3 protein-coding genes are annotated in these 19,122 nt (G+C 57.0%); all 3 read left to right on the forward strand.

The annotated features are described in order from the left end of the window. Nucleotides 1-4,268, forward strand: a 4,268-nt coding sequence (locus BLO51_RS05095; protein WP_143006825.1) for a non-ribosomal peptide synthetase, incomplete at its 5' end; no start/stop codon positions are given. An 85-nt stretch (nucleotides 4,269-4,353) separates the two neighbouring features. Then, nucleotides 4,354-16,998 carry an amino acid adenylation domain-containing protein gene (locus tag BLO51_RS05100; RefSeq protein WP_281180326.1) on the forward strand — a complete coding sequence of 4,215 codons (12,645 nt, stop codon included), beginning with the start codon at nucleotides 4,354-4,356 and terminating at the stop codon, nucleotides 16,996-16,998. Beyond that, the gene (locus tag BLO51_RS30730; protein ID WP_281180327.1) at nucleotides 16,971-19,031 is read left to right on the forward strand and encodes a condensation domain-containing protein; all 2,061 of its coding nucleotides are present in this window, start codon (nucleotides 16,971-16,973) and stop codon (nucleotides 19,029-19,031) included. Before BLO51_RS05100 ends, BLO51_RS30730 begins: the two co-directional genes overlap by 28 nt. The last annotated feature ends 91 nt before the right edge of the window (nucleotides 19,032-19,122 follow it).

A 19,122-nucleotide genomic window follows, 5' to 3' on the forward strand; every position in this document is an offset into this window, starting at 1 on the left:
TCGCGCGGCATGAGACGCTGCGCACCGGCTTTGAAATGGTGAACGGCGAAGCGGTGCAGCGGGTTTACCCGCAAGCGGACTTTGCCGTGGAGCATGTGAAGGCGAGCGAAGAGGAAGCGGGAGAGGTTGTACGTCAATTCGTCCGCGCGTTCGATCTGTCGAAGCCGCCGCTGCTGCGGGTAGGTTTGATCGAGCTGGCGGAAGAGCGTCATATCCTGATGTTCGACATGCATCACATCGTTTCCGACGGCGTCTCGATGGACGTTCTGGTGGAAGAGTTCAGCCGATTGTACGGCCGGGAAGAGCTGGAGCCGCTGCGGATTCAGTACAAGGATTATGCGGCATGGCAGCAGTCCGAAGGGCAACAGGAGCTGCTGAAGCGGCAGGAAGCGTACTGGCTGGATCAGTTCCAAGGGGAGCTGCCGGTGCTGGAAATGCCGACGGATTATGCGCGTCCGGCGATGCAGAGCTACGAAGGACATGCGCTTCAATTTTTCATAGATGAGCAGAAGAGCGAAGGCCTGAAGCGGCTCGCGGCTGAAAGCGGATCGACGCTGTACATGGTGCTGCTTGCGGCGTATACGATCCTGCTGCACAAATATACAGGTCAGCAGGACCTGATTGTAGGGACGCCGATTGCGGGAAGAAACCATGGCGATGTGCAGCCGCTGATCGGCATGTTCGTCAATACGCTGGTGATCCGCAGCTATCCTTCCGGGGAGAAGACGTTCCTGGATTATTTGAAAGAGGTCAAGGAAACGACCTTGGGCGCGTACGAGCACCAGAACTATCCGTTCGAAGAGCTGGTGGACAAAGTACAGGTTGCCCGTGACTTAAGCCGCAACCCGCTCTTTGACACGATGTTTACTTTGCAAAACACGGAAAACAAGGAGATCCGACTCCCGGGACTTCAGTTAACTCCATATCCGAGTGAGGAAATCGTATCCCAATTTGACCTGAGCTTGGACGTGGCGGAAATCGGCGGCGGTCTGGCGTACATCCTTGAGTATGCGACTGCCTTGTATAAAAGGGAGACGGTCGAACGGCTAGCGAAGCACTTCGAACAGCTGCTCGAAGCGATCGTGAACGATCCGGGCGCTAAGATTGCGGCGTTTGGCCTGCTGACCGCGGAAGAGAAGGAGCACATTCAGCATGCGTTCAATCCGGCGCTGCCTGAGCTGCCGCCGGAGGAGACGTTCCACCGGTTGTTCGAAGAGCAGGCAGCGCGCACCCCGGAAGCGACGGCGGTCATGTATGAGGACAAGCAGCTGACGTACGGGGAGCTGAACGAGCGGGCGAACCGGCTGGCTTGCACGCTGCGCGAGGGCGGCATCGGCAGAGAATCGATCGTCGGCATTTTGGCCGACCGTTCGGTGGACCTGCTGGTCGGCGTCATGGCGGTCTGGAAGGCGGGGGGCGCATATGTGCCGCTCGATCCGGAGTATCCGTCCGATCGCATCCGGTTCATGCTGGAGGACAGCGGGGCTACGGTGCTGCTGACGCAAACCCATCTGCAGGACCGGGCCCAAACGTGGCTGGAAGAAGACTCAGCGCTGCAAAGCGTGCGCTGCCTGTGCCTTGATGACGAGCAGTCGTACAGCGGAGACGGAGCGAACGGGCCTGACACGAGCGAGCCGCACGATCTGGCGTACGTGATCTACACGTCAGGCACGACGGGACGGCCGAAAGGCGTCATGATCGAGCACCGCAGCCTAGTCAATACGGCAGCGGCCTATCGCCGGGAATACCGGCTGGATCAGTTCCCGGTGCGGCTGCTGCAATTGGCGAGCTTCTCCTTCGACGTGTTCGTCGGGGATATCGCCCGGACGCTGTACAACGGCGGAACGATGGTCATTTGCCCGAAGGACGACCGCATCGACCCGACTCGTCTGTATGGCTGGATTCGCGATCGGCAGATTACGATCTTCGAATCGACGCCTGCGCTGATCGTGCCGTTCATGGAGTATGTAGCGGAGCAAGGCTTGGATATGAGCTGGATGGAGACGCTGATTACAAGCTCGGACAGCTGCGGCGTGACGGACTACCGGCTGCTGCAGGAGCGGTACGGCTCGCAGTTTAGAATCATCAACGCATACGGGGTAACGGAGGCGGCGATCGATTCAAGCTTCTACGACGAGCCGCTGAGCAAGCTGCCGGAGGCGGGGAACGTGCCGATCGGCAAGGCATGGCTGAACGCCCGGTTCTACATTGTGGATGCTCACTTGAACCTGGTACCGGTAGGAGTATTGGGCGAGCTGTGTATCGGCGGCGGCGGCGTAGCGCGGGGGTATTTGAACCGTCCGGAGCTGAACGAAGAGAAGTTTGTCGACAGCCCGTTCGTTCCCGGAGAGCGGCTGTACCGCACGGGCGACCTGGCGCGCTGGATGGAAGACGGCAACGTGGACTTCATCGGCCGGATCGATTGCCAGCGGAAGGAAGCGGTCGTCGTCATCCGGGAGGACGGCAACGGACAAAAGGCGCTGTGCGCATACTTCACGGCGGACGAGGAGCTGCAAGCAAGCGGGCTGCGAAGCGCGATGGCACAGGAGCTGCCGGGGTACATGATTCCGTCGTACTTCGTGCAGCTGGAGCGATTGCCGCTGACACCGAACGGGAAGATCGACCGCAAGGCGCTGCCAGCGCCGGAAGGTGGCGCAAGCGGGTCGGAGTACACCGCGCCACGCACACCGCTGGAAGCGAAGCTGGTCCGTATATGGCAGGAAGTGCTGGCAGTTACAACCGTCGGGGTGAAGGACAACTTTTTCGATCTCGGTGGACATTCGCTGCGCGCAACGACGCTTGTCAGCAAGGTGCACAAGGAGCTGAACGTCGATCTGCCGCTGCGGGACGTGTTCCGCTGCGCTACGATTGAAGAGATGGCCCAAGCGATTGCCCAGATGGAGCAACAGGAGCACGTATCCATTCCGCTGCTTGAAGAACGCGATTATTACATGTTGTCCTCCGTACAAAGACGACTCTTCATCCAGCACCAGATGGAAGGTGCGGAGCTGAGCTACAACATGTCGGGAATGATGGTGCTTTCCGGGGCGTTGGACCGGAAACGGTTCGAAGAGGCGTTCCGTGGGCTGATTGCTCGCCATGAAACGTTGCGTACCGGATTCGAAATGGTGAACGGCGAACCGATGCAGCGGGTCTACCCGGAAGTGGATTTTGCGTTGGAGTATATGCAAGCGAGCGAAGAGGAAGCGGAAAAGGTGGCCGGGCGATTCGTCCGCGTCTTTGATCTGGAGCATCCTCCGCTGCTGCGGGTCGGTCTGATCGAGGTGATACGGGAACGGCACATTTTGATGTTTGATATCCACCACATCATTTCCGACGGCGTATCCACGGGCATTTTAATCGAAGAGCTGCTCCGTTTGTACAGCGGAGAGGAGCTGCCGCCTCTGCGCATTCAATATAAGGACTACGCCGCATGGCAGCAGTCCGAAGCGCGGGGTGAACGAATGAAGCGGCAAGAAGCCTATTGGTTGAACCTGTTGGATGGCGAGCTTCCTACGTTGGAGCTGCCAACCGATTTTGCCAGACCGGCCGTTCGCAGCTATGAGGGAGACGCGCTCGAATTCAGGATTGACAAGCAAAGAACCGAGGGGCTGCAGCGAATTGCAGAGGATACCGGATCGACGATCTATATGGTGCTGCTGGCGGTTTACTCGATCCTGCTGCATAAGTACTCGGGACAAGAAGACATCATCGTCGGCACGCCGATTTCAGGCAGAACCCACGCCGATATGGAACCGCTGATCGGGATGTTCGTCAACACGCTGGCGATCCGCAATTATCCGGCCGGAGAGAAGCCGTTCCTGTCTTATCTGGAGGAAATGAAGGAAACATTGCTGGGAGCTTACGAAAACCAAGACTATCCGTTCGAGGAACTGGTGGAAAAAGTAAGGGGAACCCGGGACTTAAGCCGCCATCCGTTATTTGACACGATGTTTGTCATGGAAACCAAGGAAGAGCGGGTTAACCGCTTCGGCGAGCTAAGCATCGAGCCTTTTATTCAAACGGAGACGGTGGCCAAATTCGATTTGACTCTGGAGCTTACGTTGGAAGACGAAGACATTCAAGGTCGTTTTGAATATTGCACCAAGCTGTTTGCCCGAAATATGATTGACAATTACGCCCAGGATTTACTGGAAATCATCTCCCGAATTTGCGAGCAGCCTTCTATCCTGCTGAAAGACATTTCATTAAGCGGTCATTCGGAGCAAGGAGAGGACTTGGTAGAAGCAATCGATTTTGTATTCTGACACGGACCGGCCGGAGTGTAGGTTAGCAGTCCATAGCATACACTCCGCCGGACTCGCTTTTACCGAATAGAGAGGAGAGAAGCAGGTGGCTTTTGAAAAGGAATCCTTATTTTGGAACGAAACATTCGGGGGTGAAGATTATACGCTAACGCTGCTGCCTTATAGTAAAACCCCGATCCATTCTACGCCCGACATTCAGTCGGTTTCCGGCTCTTTGTCGGCTGACGTAGGGCAGCGAATCTTAAAGATGAGCAAGGGTACCCCTTTGGCCGCATACATGATTTTATTGGCAGGAGTCCAATCCTTGCTTTATAAATATACCAACGAAAAAAATATATTGCTGGGCATGCCGGTCATCAAGAAACCGAATGAGTCGCGGCGGCCTATTAACCATGCGGTCGTTCTCAAGAATACGATCCATGCCGAGACTACCTTTAAATCCCTGTTAAACGAATTGAAATCGTCGGTTACGGATGCGATCCAGCATCAGAATATACCGTTCCTCAAAATGACGGAAAAGCTCCAGCTGCAGTATGCGGACGGGGTTCCTATCGTGAACACGCTTGTTTCATTGAACGAGCTGCATACCGTGGATATCGGCCACAACGTGGCATACGATTGTTTATTTCAATTCGGACTGGAAAACGATTCGATTCATTACCGATTGATCTATAACGAACATCTGTATAGCGCCGAGTTTATGAACCGGGCCGCCAACCATTTGGATCATTTGTTCTCCTCTTTGTTATCCCAGCCTGAGCTTGAGCTCTGGAAAGCGGACATGTTGACGGAGTCTGAGAAGCAGCAGCTTCATGCTTTCAACGATACGGATGCGGACTATGAACGGGAGAAGACGATCCATCGGCTAATCGAAGAGCAGGTGGAGCGTACCCCGGATCATGTGGCCGTGGTGTTCGGAAACGAGCGGTTGACGTACCGGGAATTGAACGAGCGGGCGAACCGGCTGGCGCGGACGCTTAGAGCCGAGGGCGTAGTGAAAGACAAGTTCGTCGGCATCATGACCGAGCGTTCGCTCGAAATGGTCGTAGGCATTTTCGGTACGTTAAAAGCCGGGGGCGCGTATTTGCCGATCGATCCGGAGTATCCGGAGGAGCGCATCAGCTATTTGCTGGAAGATTCGGGAGCGCAGCTGCTGTTGACGCAGCGCCGTTTGCAGGAGAAAGTGCCGTTTGCCGGGAAAGTGATCGCGCTGGATGACGAAGAAGCCTACAGCGAGGACGGCTCGAATCTGGAGCCGGTCACCGGGCCGAACGATCTCGCCTATGTGATCTACACGTCCGGAACGACGGGCAAGCCCAAAGGGGTTATGGTGGAGCATCACGGGCTGTGCAGTTTGAAGATGATGTTTAAGGAAACGCTGCAAATGACCGGGCAGGACAGAGTGATCCAATTCGCCAGTTTGTCATTCGATGCGTCGTGCTGGGAAATGTTCCAGACGTTATTTTTCGGCGCAGCTTTATATATCCCGACGGCCGAGACGATTCTGGATCAACATTTGTTTGAAAGCTTTATGAACGACCATGGCATTACGACGGCTACTTTGCCGCCGACGTATGCGGCCTACTTGACCCCGGAGCGTATGCCGAGCTTGAAAAGGCTGATCTCGGCCGGCTCCGCAGCCTCCTTGGAGCTTATTCAGCAGTGGAAAGACAAGGTGAAGTATTTCAACGCGTACGGTCCGACCGAGGATTCGATTTGCACGTCCATCTGGACAGCTTCCAAGAACGATAACATCGCCTTGGTTTCCATCGGTCGTCCTATTCATAATCATAAGATCTATATTGTAGATTCGCATCATCAATTGCTGCCTGTGGGTGTAGCCGGAGAATTGTGCATCGGGGGCGTAGGATTGGCCCGAGGGTACTTGAACCGTCTCGAATTGACAGCGGAGAAATTCACGGACAATCCGTTCGTGCCGGGCGAGCGGATGTACAAGACAGGCGACTTGGCAAGATGGCTGCCGGACGGCAATATCGAATATTTGGGCCGCATCGACCATCAAGTGAAAATTCGCGGTTATCGGATCGAGATCGGCGAGATTGAAGAGCAGCTCTTGAAGCTCCCGTCCGTTCAGGAAGCGATCGTGGTGGCGCGTGAGGATGCCGCCGGACAATATCAGCTGTGCGCGTACTTTGTGGCGGAGACGCCGCTGGCGGTCGGCGAGCTGAGGGGAGCCTTGTCGCAAAAGCTGCCGGGCTACATGATCCCGGCGCACTTCGTGCAGCTTCCGCGGATGCCGCTGACGCCGAATGGGAAGATCGACCGCAAGGCGCTGCCTGCGCCGGAAGGCCATGCGCTTGGAGGACGGGAATATGTAGCGCCCCGCTCCGAGACGGAGAAAGCTCTTGCCGCCGTATGGCAGTCGGTGCTCAGTGCCGAGCGTGTCGGGGTGACGGATCATTTCTTCGAGCTTGGCGGCGATTCCATCAAGTCGATTCAGGTGTCGTCCCGGCTGCATCAAGCCGGATACAAGCTGGAAATCAAAGATTTATTTAAATATCCGACCATTGCACAGCTCAGTCTGCACGTCCAGCCGATTGCCCGCACGGTGAATCAGGGCGAGGTGACCGGCGAGACCGTACTGACTCCGATCCAACGCTGGTTCTTCGAGCAGCAATTTGCCGACCCGCATCACTTCAATCAATCCGTCATGCTGTACCGGAAGCAAGGGTTCGACGAAGCGGCCATTCGCAAGGTGCTGCGGAAGATTACGGAGCATCACGATGCGCTGCGGATGGTATTCCGCAAGGGAGAAAACGGTTATGCGGCATGGAACCGGGGAATCGGGGAAGGCGAGTTGTACAGCTTTGAGGTGATTGACTTCAAGGGCTTGTCGGCGTACGGCCAAGCGGTCGAAGCTAAAGCGAACGAGATCCAGAGCAGCATCGATCTGGAGAAGGGGCCTTTTGTGAAAGCGGGCTTGTTCCAATGTGCGGACGGCGATCATTTGCTCATCGCAGTTCACCATGGCGTTGTGGACGGGGTATCGTGGCGGATTTTGATGGAAGATATTGCGCTCGGTTTCGAGCAAGCCGAGAAGGGAGAAGAGATTCGCTTTCCGGCGAAGACGGATGCTTACCGCACTTGGTCCGAACAGCTTGCTGCCTATGCGCAAGGTCCGGTCATGGAGAACGAGCGGGCCTATTGGCAGCGTATTACACAAACGCCGGTGCTGCCGCTGCCGAAAGATAGGCAGGCGGACGAATCCCTGCAGCTCGACAGCGAATTGATGATCGTACAGTTAAGCCGGGGGGAAACGGAGCAGTTATTGAAGCGGGTTCACCGGGCGTATAATACCGAGATGAACGACATCCTGTTAACGGCGCTGGGGATGGCTGTGCAGAAATGGAGCGGCTACGACCGCGTGCTGGTGAATTTGGAAGGCCACGGACGGGAGTCCATCTTGACCGATATCGACATCACGCGCACGGTGGGCTGGTTTACGAGCAAGTACCCGGTGGTGCTTGAGCCCGAGCGGGACAAAGATTTATCGTACCAAATCAAGAAGGTCAAAGAGAACCTGCGCCAAATCCCGAACAAGGGGATCGGATACAGCGTATGCCGGTATATGTCCGGGAATGCGGACGATTTCGATTGGGGCGCCGAACCGGAAATCAACTTTAACTATTTGGGGCAGTTTGATCAGGATTTGGAAAATAACGACATGGGCATATCGCCTTATCCGAGCGGCTTGCAGGCAAGCGACCGGCAAGCGCGCAGCTTCGTGTTGGACATGAACGGCATGGTGTTGGACGGCTCGCTGTCGCTTGAATTGAGCTACAGCCGGAAGGAATACCGCAGAGAGACGATGGAGCAATTGGCCTTATGGCTGCAGGAAAGTCTGCAGGAACTTATTGCTCATTGCGCGGCGAAAGAGCGGCCCGAATTGACGCCAAGTGACGTTCAGTACAAGGGATTAAGCGTGACCGATCTGGAGCAGATTGTGGAACAGACACGGCACAGCGGGGAGATCGAAAACATCTATACGCTCACGCCGATGCAGAAAGGGATGTGGTTCCACAGCGCGATGGACCGGCAGGCGGGCGCGTATTTCGAACAAGCGCGGTTTATGCTGCTGGGGGCGCTCGATGTCGACTTATTTTCCAAAAGCTGGGCGGAGTTGGCTGCGCGTCACGTGGTATTGCGGACAAACTTCTACAGCGGCTGGAAGGGGGAACCGCTGCAGATCGTGTACCGGGACAAGCCGGTCGGATTCGAATATGAAGATTTGCGTCATCTGCCGATAGACGAGAAGGCGGCGTACACGGAGAAGAAGGCGAAAGAAGACAAGCTTCGGGGATTCGATTTGGAGCGGGATGCGCTGGTCCGGGTAACAGTAATGCGTACGGAAGACGAAAAGTACCGCGTGCTCTGGAGTTTCCAGCACATTTTGATGGACGGCTGGTGCTTGCCGCAGCTTATGCAAGAATTGTTCGGGACGTACGCCGCTTATGTCGGGAACAAGCACCCGGAACGGGCAGCGGTATCGGCCTACAGCCAATACATCGAGTGGCTGGATAAGCAGGACGATGATGCGGCGGCACGCTATTGGTCCGAGTACTTGTCAGGGTATGAAGGCCAGACGGCCCTGCCGCTAAGGAAGACGGACTTGCCAAACGGAGGGTATGTTCCGGACCATGTCGTTTGCGAATTGGGCAAGAGCTTGACCGAGCGGATGGACCGAGTGGCGAAACAGCATCAGGTGACGATGAACACCTTGCTGCAGGCGGCGTGGGGCGTTATTTTGCAGAAGTATAACGGAACCGGCGATGTCGTATTCGGCAGCGTCGTATCGGGAAGACCTGCGGAAATTCCCGGAATCGAAGAAATGATTGGGTTGTTTATTAACACGATACCAGTTCGCGTCGCTTGCGAAGCGGGAACGGGCTTTGCCGACGTCATGGAAAGACTGCAGGAGCAGGCGCTGGAATCCGGCCGTTACGACTACTATCCGCTGTACGAGATTCAGGCCCGGAGCGCGCAGAAACAGGATCTGATCAACCACATTATCGCATTCGAGAACTACCCGATGGACGAGCAGATGGAGCAAGCGGGAGGCGCCGACAGCGGCGGTCTGGCGATCGCGGATGTGGACATGGCGGAACAAACGAACTACGACTTCAACGTGACGGTCGTTCCCGGAGAAGAAATGGAGATTCGTTTCGACTATAATGCCAACGTGTTTGATCGGTCGACCATACAGCGGTTGAAGGGACATCTGGTTTATGTGCTCGAACAAATCGTGGCGAATCCCCGAATTGCGGTGGAAGACCTGGAGCTGACGACGGCCGAAGAAAGCACCGAGATCATCGAACGGTTCAATGACACGACGACCGAGTTTCCGCGGGAGAAGACGCTTCATCAGCTGTTCGAAGAACAAGCGGAACGGATTCCGGATGCGGTGGCGGTTGTGTTTGAGCACAGGCAATGGACCTACCGCGAGCTGAACGAAAGGGTGAACCGGCTGGCACGGACGCTGCGGGCAAGCGGAGTGGACAAGGAACGTGTGGTGGGCATTATGGCGGAGCGCTCCTTGGACATGATTGTGGGCATTATGGCGGTTCTAAAAGCCGGGGGAGCTTATGTGCCGATCGATGCGGAGTACCCGGAGGAGCGCATCCGGTACATGATCGAGGATTCCGAAGCGCAAGTGATGCTGGTACAGCGCCACATGCAAGAACGGGTCCCGGTTCAACGCCTTATGGTCATCTTGGATGACGAGGCGTCTTATCACGCCGACGGATCGAAAGTGGGGCGGAGCAACGGGGCGACCGATTTGGCGTGCGTCATTTACACATCGGGAACGACCGGCAAGCCGAAAGGGAATTTGGTGACGCACTGCAATATCGTCCGAATCGTGCGGAATACGAATTACATTGACATTACCGATCAGGACCGGGTATTGCAAATGTCCAGCTATTCGTTCGACGGGGCGGTCTTCGATATTTTCGGAGCGCTAACCAACGGAGCGAGGCTTGTCCTTATCCCGCGGGAGATGATGCTGGAAATCGGGAAGCTGGCGGAATTGATCGAACGGCAGCAAATTACGGTCGCGCTGATTACAACGGCTTTCTTCAACGTTCTCGTGGATGTCAATGTCGATTGTTTGCGTCACATGCGGGCCGTTTTATTCGGAGGAGAGCGCGTTTCGGTCAGCCATGTTCGGAGAGCTCTTCAGCATATCGGGCCGGGAAAAATCATCCATGCTTATGGCCCGTCGGAGAGCACGGTCTATGCGACCTATTTCAACGTGAACGAACTGGCGGAGGATGCCGTCAACGTTCCGATCGGACGGCCGATCAGCAACACGGCGACCTATATCGTAAGCAGCAAAAACAAGCTGCAGCCGATCGGCGTGGCCGGGGAGCTTTGTGTCGCCGGCGAGGGATTGGTCCGAGGCTACTTAAACCGTCCGGAGCTGACGGCGGAGAAGTTTGTGGACAACCCTTTCGTGCCGGGGGAACGGATGTACCGGACAGGAGATTTGGCAAGATGGCTGCCGGATGGAACGATCGAATATGTCGGGCGGATGGACGATCAGGTGAAAATCCGCGGCTTCCGGATCGAGCTTGGCGAAGTGGAAGCGCACCTGTTGAAGGTGGAGGTTATCCAAAAAGCGACGGTCGTTGTCCGGGAAACCGCCAGCGGCGAAAAGCAGCTGTGCGCTTACTTCGTCGCGGACAGAGAGCTTCAAGCGCATGAAGTGCGAAGCGCGCTTGCTCAAGAGCTGCCGGCCTACATGATTCCGTCGTACTTTGTCCAACTGGAGCAGATGCCGCTAACGAATAACGGAAAGGTTGACCGAAGAGCGCTGCCCGCGCCGGAGGAAAGCTTGCATACGGAAGCGGAACACACTGCGCCAAGAACGCCGTTGGAATCAGAGCTATCCGATATATGGAAAAGCGTTCTTGGGCTTGAAAAGGTTGGCGTGACGGATAATTTCTTCGATGTCGGGGGACATTCCTTGCGCGCAACGACGCTTGTCAGCAAGATGCACAAAGAGTTGAACGTCGATTTCCCGCTGCGCGACGTATTCCGCTACCCGACGATTGAAGAGATGGCACAGGAGATTGCCCGGATGGAGGAAGGAGCATTTTCAGCCATACCGGTGGCGGAGGAAAGAGAACATTACCCGCTGTCGTCCGCACAGAAGCGGCTCTTCATCCTGCATCAGCTGGAAGGAGCGGAACAAAGCTACAACATGCCGGGCGCGATGCTACTCGAAGGGGCGTTGGAACGCGAACGGTTCGAAGAGGTGTTCCGCGGGCTGATCGCGCGGCATGAGACGCTGCGCACCGGCTTTGAAATGGTGAACGGCGAAGCGGTGCAGCGGGTTTACCCGCAAGCGGACTTTGCCGTGGAGCATATGAAGGCGAGCGAAGAGGAAGCGGGAGAGGTTGTACGCCAATTCGTCCGCGCGTTCGATCTGTCGAAGCCGCCGCTGCTGCGGGTAGGTTTGGTCGAGCTGGCGGAAGAGCGTCATATCCTGATGTTCGACATGCATCACATCGTCTCCGACGGCGTTTCGATGGACGTCCTGGTGGAAGAGTTCGTCCGCTTGTATGACGGAGAGACGCTGGAGCCGCTGCGGATTCAGTACAAGGATTATGCGGCATGGCAGCAGTCCGAAGCGCAGCAGGAGCAGCTGAAGCGGCAGGAAGCGTACTGGCTGGATCAGTTCCAAGGAGAGCTGCCGGTGCTGGAAATGCCGACGGATTATGCGCGTCCGGCGATGCAGAGCTATGAAGGACATTCGATTGAATTTTTCATAGATGATCAAACGAGCGAAGGTCTGAAACGGCTCGCGGCCGAAAGCGGAGCGACGCTGTATATGGTGCTGCTTGCGGCGTATACGATTCTGCTGCACAAGTATACGGGTCAGCAGGACGTAGTTGTAGGGACGCCGATTGCGGGAAGAAACCATGGCGATGTGCAGCCGTTGATCGGGATGTTCGTCAACACGCTGGCCATCCGCAGTTACCCGGCTGGCGAGAAGACGTTCCAGGACTATTTGGAAGAGGTCAAGGAAACAACCTTGGGCGCATACGAGCACCAGAACTATCCGTTCGAAGAGCTGGTGGAGAAAGTGCAGGTTGCCCGCGATTTAAGCCGCAATCCGCTCTTTGACACGATGTTTTCATTGCAAAACATGGAAAATAAAGAGTTTCAGCTTGAGGGACTTCGGCTGGCGCCGTATCCGAGCGACTATGCCATGGCGAAATTCGACTTGAGCTTGGACATGTCGGAAGACGGCGGCGGTCTGGAGTGCAGCCTCGAATATGCGACTGCCTTGTACAAGAGGGAGACGGTCGAACGGCTGGCGAAGCACTTCGGGCAATTGCTTGAAGTGATCGTTCACGAGCCGGGGGCTACAATTGCAGCGCTGGATATGTTGACTGTGGCTGAAAAGGAACAAATTCAGCATGCGTTCAACCCGGCGATGCCTGAGCTGCCGCCGGAGAAGACGTTCCACCGGTTGTTCGAAGAGCAGGCGGCGCGCACTCCGGAAGCGATAGCGGTCGTGTACGAGGACACGCAGCTGATGTATGGGGAGCTGAACGAGCGGGCGAACCGGTTGGTTTGCACGCTGCGTGAGGGCGGCATCGGCAGAGAATCGATCGTCGGCATTTTGGCAGACCGTTCGGTGGACCTGCTGGTCGGCGTCATGGCGGTCTGGAAAGCGGGAGGCGCGTATGTGCCGCTCGATCCGGAGTATCCGTCCGATCGCATCCGGTTCATGCTGGAGGACAGCGGAGCCACGGTGCTGCTGACGCAAACCCATCTGCAGGAACGAGCCCAAGCGTGGCTGGCGGAAGATTCGGCGCTGCAAAGCGTGCGCTGCCTGTGCCTCGACGACGAGCAGTCGTACAGCGGAGACGGAGCGAACGGGCCTGACGCGAGCGAGCCGCACGATCTGGCGTACGTGATCTACACGTCGGGCACGACGGGACGGCCGAAAGGCGTCATGATCGAGCACCGCAGCCTGGTCAATACGGCAGCGGCCTATCGCCGGGAATACCGGCTGGATCAGTTCCCGGTGCGGCTGCTGCAACTGGCAAGCTTCTCCTTCGACGTGTTCGTCGGGGATATCGCGCGGACGCTGTACAACGGCGGAACGATGGTCATTTGCCCGAAGGACGACCGCATCGATCCGACTCGTCTGTATGGCTGGATTCGCGATCGGCAGATTACGATCTTCGAATCGACGCCTGCGCTGATCGTGCCGTTCATGGAATATGTAGCGGAGCAAGGCTTGGATATGAGCTCAATGGAGCTGCTGATCACAAGCTCGGACAGCTGCAGCGTGACGGACTACCGGCTGCTGCAGGAGCGCTACGGCTCGCAGTTTAGAATCATCAACGCGTACGGGGTCACGGAAGCGGCGATCGATTCGAGCTTCTACGACGAGCCGCTGAGCAAGCTGCCGGAGGCAGGGAACGTGCCGATCGGCAAGGCATGGCTGAACGCCCGGTTCTACATTGTGGATGCTCACCTTAATCCGGTACCGGTAGGAGTATTGGGCGAGCTGTGCATCGGAGGCGTCGGCGTAGCGCGGGGGTATTTGAACCGTCCGGAGCTGAACGAAGAGAAGTTTGTCGACAGCCCGTTCGTTCCCGGAGAGCGGTTGTACCGCACGGGGGACTTGGCGCGCTGGATGGAAGACGGCAACGTGGACTTCATCGGGCGGATCGACAACCAGGCGAAAATTCGGGGGTACCGGATCGAGCTCGGCGAGGTCGAAACGCAGCTGCTGAAAGCGGACGGCGTCAAGGAAGCGGTCGTCGTCATCCGGGAGGACGGGAACGGACAAAAGGCGCTGTGCGCGTACTTCACGGCGGATGAGGAGCTGCAAGCAAACGGGCTGCGAAGCGCGATGGCGCAGGAGCTGCCGGGCTACATGATTCCGTCGTATTTCGTGCAGCTGGAGCGATTGCCGCTGACGCCGAACGGGAAGATCGACCGCAAGGCGCTGCCTGCGCCGGAAGGAGGCGCGAGCGGGTCGGAGTATACCGCGCCACGCACACCGCTGGAAGCGAAGCTGGTCCGTATATGGCAGGAAGTGCTGGGAGTTGCAAGCGTCGGCGTGAAGGACAACTTCTTCGATCTCGGAGGACACTCGCTGCGCGCGACAACGCTTGTAAGCAAGGTGCACAAGGAGATGAACGTCGATCTGCCGCTGCGGGACGTGTTCCGCTACGCTACGATTGAGGAGATGGCTCAAGCGATTGCCCGGATGGAAGAAGGGGCGTTTTCAGCGATACCGGTGGCGGAGGAGAGGGAGTACTACCTGCTATCTTCCGCACAGAAGCGGCTTTTCATCCTGCACCAGCTGGAAGGAGCGGAACAAAGCTACAACATGCCGGGCGCGATGCTGCTCGAAGGGGCGTTGGAGCGCGAACGGTTCGAAGAGGCGTTCCGCGGGCTGATCGCGCGTCATGAAACGCTGCGCACCGGCTTTGAGATGGTGAACGGCGAAGCGGTACAGTGGATCTATCCGTCGGTGGATTTTGCCGTGGAGTATGTGCAAGCGAGCGAGGAAGCCGCCGGGAAAGTGGTAGAGGACTTCGTCCGCGCGTTCGATCTGGCGAAGCCGCCGCTGCTGCGGGTAGGTCTGGTTGAGCTGGCGGAAGAACGCTATATTCTGATGTTCGACATGCACCACATCGTCTCCGACGGTGTCTCGATGGACGTTCTAGTCGAAGAGTTCGTCCACTTGTACGACGGAGAAGAATTGGAGCCGCTGCGGATTCAGTACAAGGATTACGCGGCATGGCAGCAGTCCGAAGCGCAGCAGGAGCAGTTGAAGCGGCAGGAAGCGTATTGGCTGGAACAGTTCCAAGGGGAACTGCCGGTGCTGGAAATGCCAACGGATTTTGCGCGTCCGGCCATGCAGAGCTATGAAGGGCATACGCTTCACTTCTTCATGGATGCGCAGAAGAGCGAAGGTCTGAAGCGGCTCGCGGCCGAAAGCGGAGCGACGCTGTATATGGTGCTGCTTGCGGCGTATACGATTCTGCTGCATAAATATACGGGTCAGCAAGACGTGGTTGTAGGAACACCTATTGCGGGAAGGAACCATAGCGATGTGCAGCCGCTGATCGGGATGTTTATCAACACGCTGGCGATCCGTAGTTATCCGGATGGCGAGAAGACGTTCCTAGCGTATCTGGAAGAAGTGAAGGAAACGATGTTCGGCGCTTACGAGCACCAGAACTATCCGTTTGAAGAGCTGGTGGACAAAGCGCAGGTTACCCGTGATTTAAGCCGCAATCCGCTCTTTGACACGATGTTTACCTTGCAGAACACGGAAAGCAAAGATTTTGAGCTTGAAGGGCTCCGGTTGGCTCCGTATCCGAGCGAATATGGGATGGCGAAATTTGATCTGAGCTTGGATGTGATCGAAGAAAACGACGGTCTGGAGTACAGCCTTGAATATGCAACTGCTTTGTACAAAAGGGAGACGGTGGAACGGCTGGCGAAGCACTTCGAACAACTGCTCGAAGCGATCGTGAACGATCCGGGGGCGACAATTGCAGCGCTGGAACTGTTGTCTGCGGAAGAAAAGGAGCAGCTTCACGCATTCAACCCCGCGGTATCCGAGCTGCCGCCGGAGAAGACGTTCCGCCGGCTGTTCGAAGAGCAGGCGGCGCGCACGCCGGAAGCGACGGCAGTCGTGTACGAGGACAAGCAGTTGACGTACGGGGAGCTGAACGAACAAGCGAACCGACTGGCTTGCACGCTGCGCGAGGGCGGCATCGGCAGAGAATCGATCGTTGGCATTCTAGCCGACCGTTCGGTGGACCTGCTGGTCGGCGTCATGGCGGTCTGGAAAGCAGGGGGCGCGTACGTGCCGCTCGATCCGGAATATCCGTCGGATCGCATCCGGTTCATGCTGGAGGATAGCGGGGCTACGGTGCTGCTGACGCAAACCCATCTGCAGGACCACGCCCAAGCGTGGCTGGAAGAAGACTCAGCGCTGCAAAGCGTGCGCTGCCTGTGCCTCGACGACGAGAAGTCGTACAGCGGAGACGGAGCGAACGGGCCCGACGCGAGCGAGCCGCACGATCTGGCGTACGTGATCTACACGTCGGGGACGACGGGACGGCCGAAAGGCGTCATGATCGAGCACCGCAGCCTGGTTAATACGGCAGCGGCTTACCGCAGGGAGTACCGGCTGGATCAGTTCCCGGTGCGGCTGCTGCAATTGGCGAGCTTCTCCTTCGACGTGTTCGTCGGGGATATCGCCCGGACGCTGTACAACGGCGGAACGATGGTCATTTGCCCGAAGGACGACCGCATCGATCCGACTCGTCTGTATGGCTGGATACGCGACCGGCAGATTACGATCTTCGAATCGACGCCTGCGCTGATCGTGCCATTCATGGAATATGTAGCGGAGCAAGGCTTGGATATGAGCTCGATGGAGCTGCTGATCACAAGCTCGGACAGCTGCAGCGTGACGGACTACCGGCTGCTGCAGGAGCGCTACGGCTCGCAGTTTAGAATCATCAACGCGTACGGGGTCACGGAGGCGGCGATCGATTCGAGCTTCTACGACGAGCCGCTGAGCAAGCTGCCGGAGGCAGGGAACGTGCCGATCGGCAAGGCATGGCTGAACGCCCGGTTCTACATTGTGGATGCTCACCTGAACCCGGTACCGGTAGGTGTGCTGGGCGAGCTGTGCATCGGCGGCGTCGGTCGGAGCTGAACGAAGAGAAGTTTGTCGACAGCCCGTTCGTTCCCGGAGAGCGGCTGTACCGCACGGGCGACTTGGCGCGCTGGATGGAAGACGGCAACGTGGACTTCATCGGGCGGATCGACAACCAGGCGAAAATTCGGGGGTACCGGATCGAGCTCGGCGAGGTCGAAACGCAGCTGCTGAAAGCGGACGGCGTCAAGGAAGCGGTCGTCGTCATCCGGGAGGACGGCAACGGACAAAAGGCGCTGTGCGCGTACTTCACGGCGGACGAGGAGCTGCAAGCAAGCGGGCTGCGAAGCGCGATGGCACAGGAGCTGCCGGGCTACATGATTCCGTCGTACTTCGTGCAGCTGGAGCGATTGCCGCTGACACCGAACGGGAAGATCGACCGCAAGGCGCTGCCGGCGCCGGAAGGAGGCGCGAGCGGGTCGGAGTATACCGCGCCACGCACACCGCTGGAAGCGAAGCTGGTCCGTATTTGGCAAGAAGTGCTGGGAGCTGTAACTGTCGGCGTGAAGGACAACTTCTTCGATCTCGGCGGACACTCGCTGCGCGCAACGACGCTTGTCAGCAAGGTGCACAAGGAGTTGCACGTCGATCTGCCGCTGCGGGACGTGTTCCGCTACGCTACGGTGGAAGAGATGGCCCAGGCGATTGCCCGGATGGAAGAGGGGGCGTTTTCAGCGATACCGGTGGCGGAGGAGAGGGTGTATTACCCGTTATCTTCCGCGCAGAAGCGGCTCTTCATCCAGCATCAGCTGGAAGGGGCGGATCAGCTGTACAACATGCCGGAAATTATGCGGCTGGAAGGGCCGGTGGATCTCGACCGCTTCCAAGAAGCTTTCTGGAAGCTGATCGCGCGTCATGAGACGCTGCGTACCAGCTTTGCGATGGTGCATGGCGAGCCTGTCCAGCAGGTGCACGACGAAGTCGAATTTGCCGTGGAGTACAGCAAGGCCGCTCAAGAAGAGGCCGCGGACATCGTTCGCCGTTTCGTCCGCGCGTTTGATTTGAAGACAGCGCCTTTGATTCGCGTAGAATTAGTTGAATTGGAGCAGGGCGTTCACATTCTGATGTTCGACATGCATCACATTGTCTCTGACGGCGTTTCGATGGCCATTTTGGTGGAAGAGTTTACCGAGCTCTATGCAGGCGAGGAGCTGCCGCCTCTGCGGATTCAGTACAAGGATTATGCCGTATGGCAGCAATCCGAAGCGTACAGGGAGCGGACAAGTCGGCAGGAGGCGTATTGGCTGCAGAAGCTGGAAGGCGACCTTCCTACGGTGGATTTGCCTACCGACTACGAGCGTCCCGCGACCCGGAGCTTCGACGGAGCGCACATCGAGTTCGAGGTCGACGCCGCTCTTACGAAGCAGTTGAACGAGCTGGCGGCCAAGCACGACAGCACGCTGTACATGGTTCTGTTGTCGGCCTATACCGTGCTGCTTTCCAAGTACAGCGGGCAAGAAGACATCATTGTCGGAATGCCGGTTGCTGGAAGAACGCATGCTGACTTAGAGCCGATCCTTGGGATGTTTGTCAATACGCTCGCGATCCGCAACAATCCGGCAGGAGACAAAACGTTCCTCTCCTACTTGGCGGAAGTCAAAGAGTCGGCTTTGGGGGCGTTTGAGCATCAAGACTATCCTTTCGAAGAACTCGTAGAACGGTTGAATGTCAAGCGGGACCCAAGCCGCAATCCGATATTCGACACGATGTTCGACTTGCAAAATATTGAGGAGCGCGAACCCGGTTTCGAAGCGTTGAAGCTGACTCCGTACGATCTTGACGAGGCGGAAGAAGCGAAATTCGATCTCACCTTGTTCATGTCCGAAGACAACGGAGTGCTCAACGGAGGCTTCCATTATTGCGCCAAATTGTTCAAAGCGGCGATGATCCAGACCATGGCTCAAGATTTACTGCTGGTGCTGGCTCAAATTTGCGAAGATCCCCACATCCAATTGAGCGGGGTCCAATTAAATAAACAAGCGGCAAGCCATAAGAACAAGAGCTCGATCGACAGCATTGAATTTGCATTCTAGACAAAGCTCTGCAAGGAACAGCTTGTTCATGCCTGAAAAAGAGTGTATGTCCGAATTCGTTCGCGACATACACTCCGGGCATGTTGTCATC

The sequence above is a fragment of the Paenibacillus tianmuensis genome (assembly GCF_900100345.1).
Lineage (GTDB): Bacteria > Bacillota > Bacilli > Paenibacillales > NBRC-103111 > Paenibacillus_G > Paenibacillus_G tianmuensis.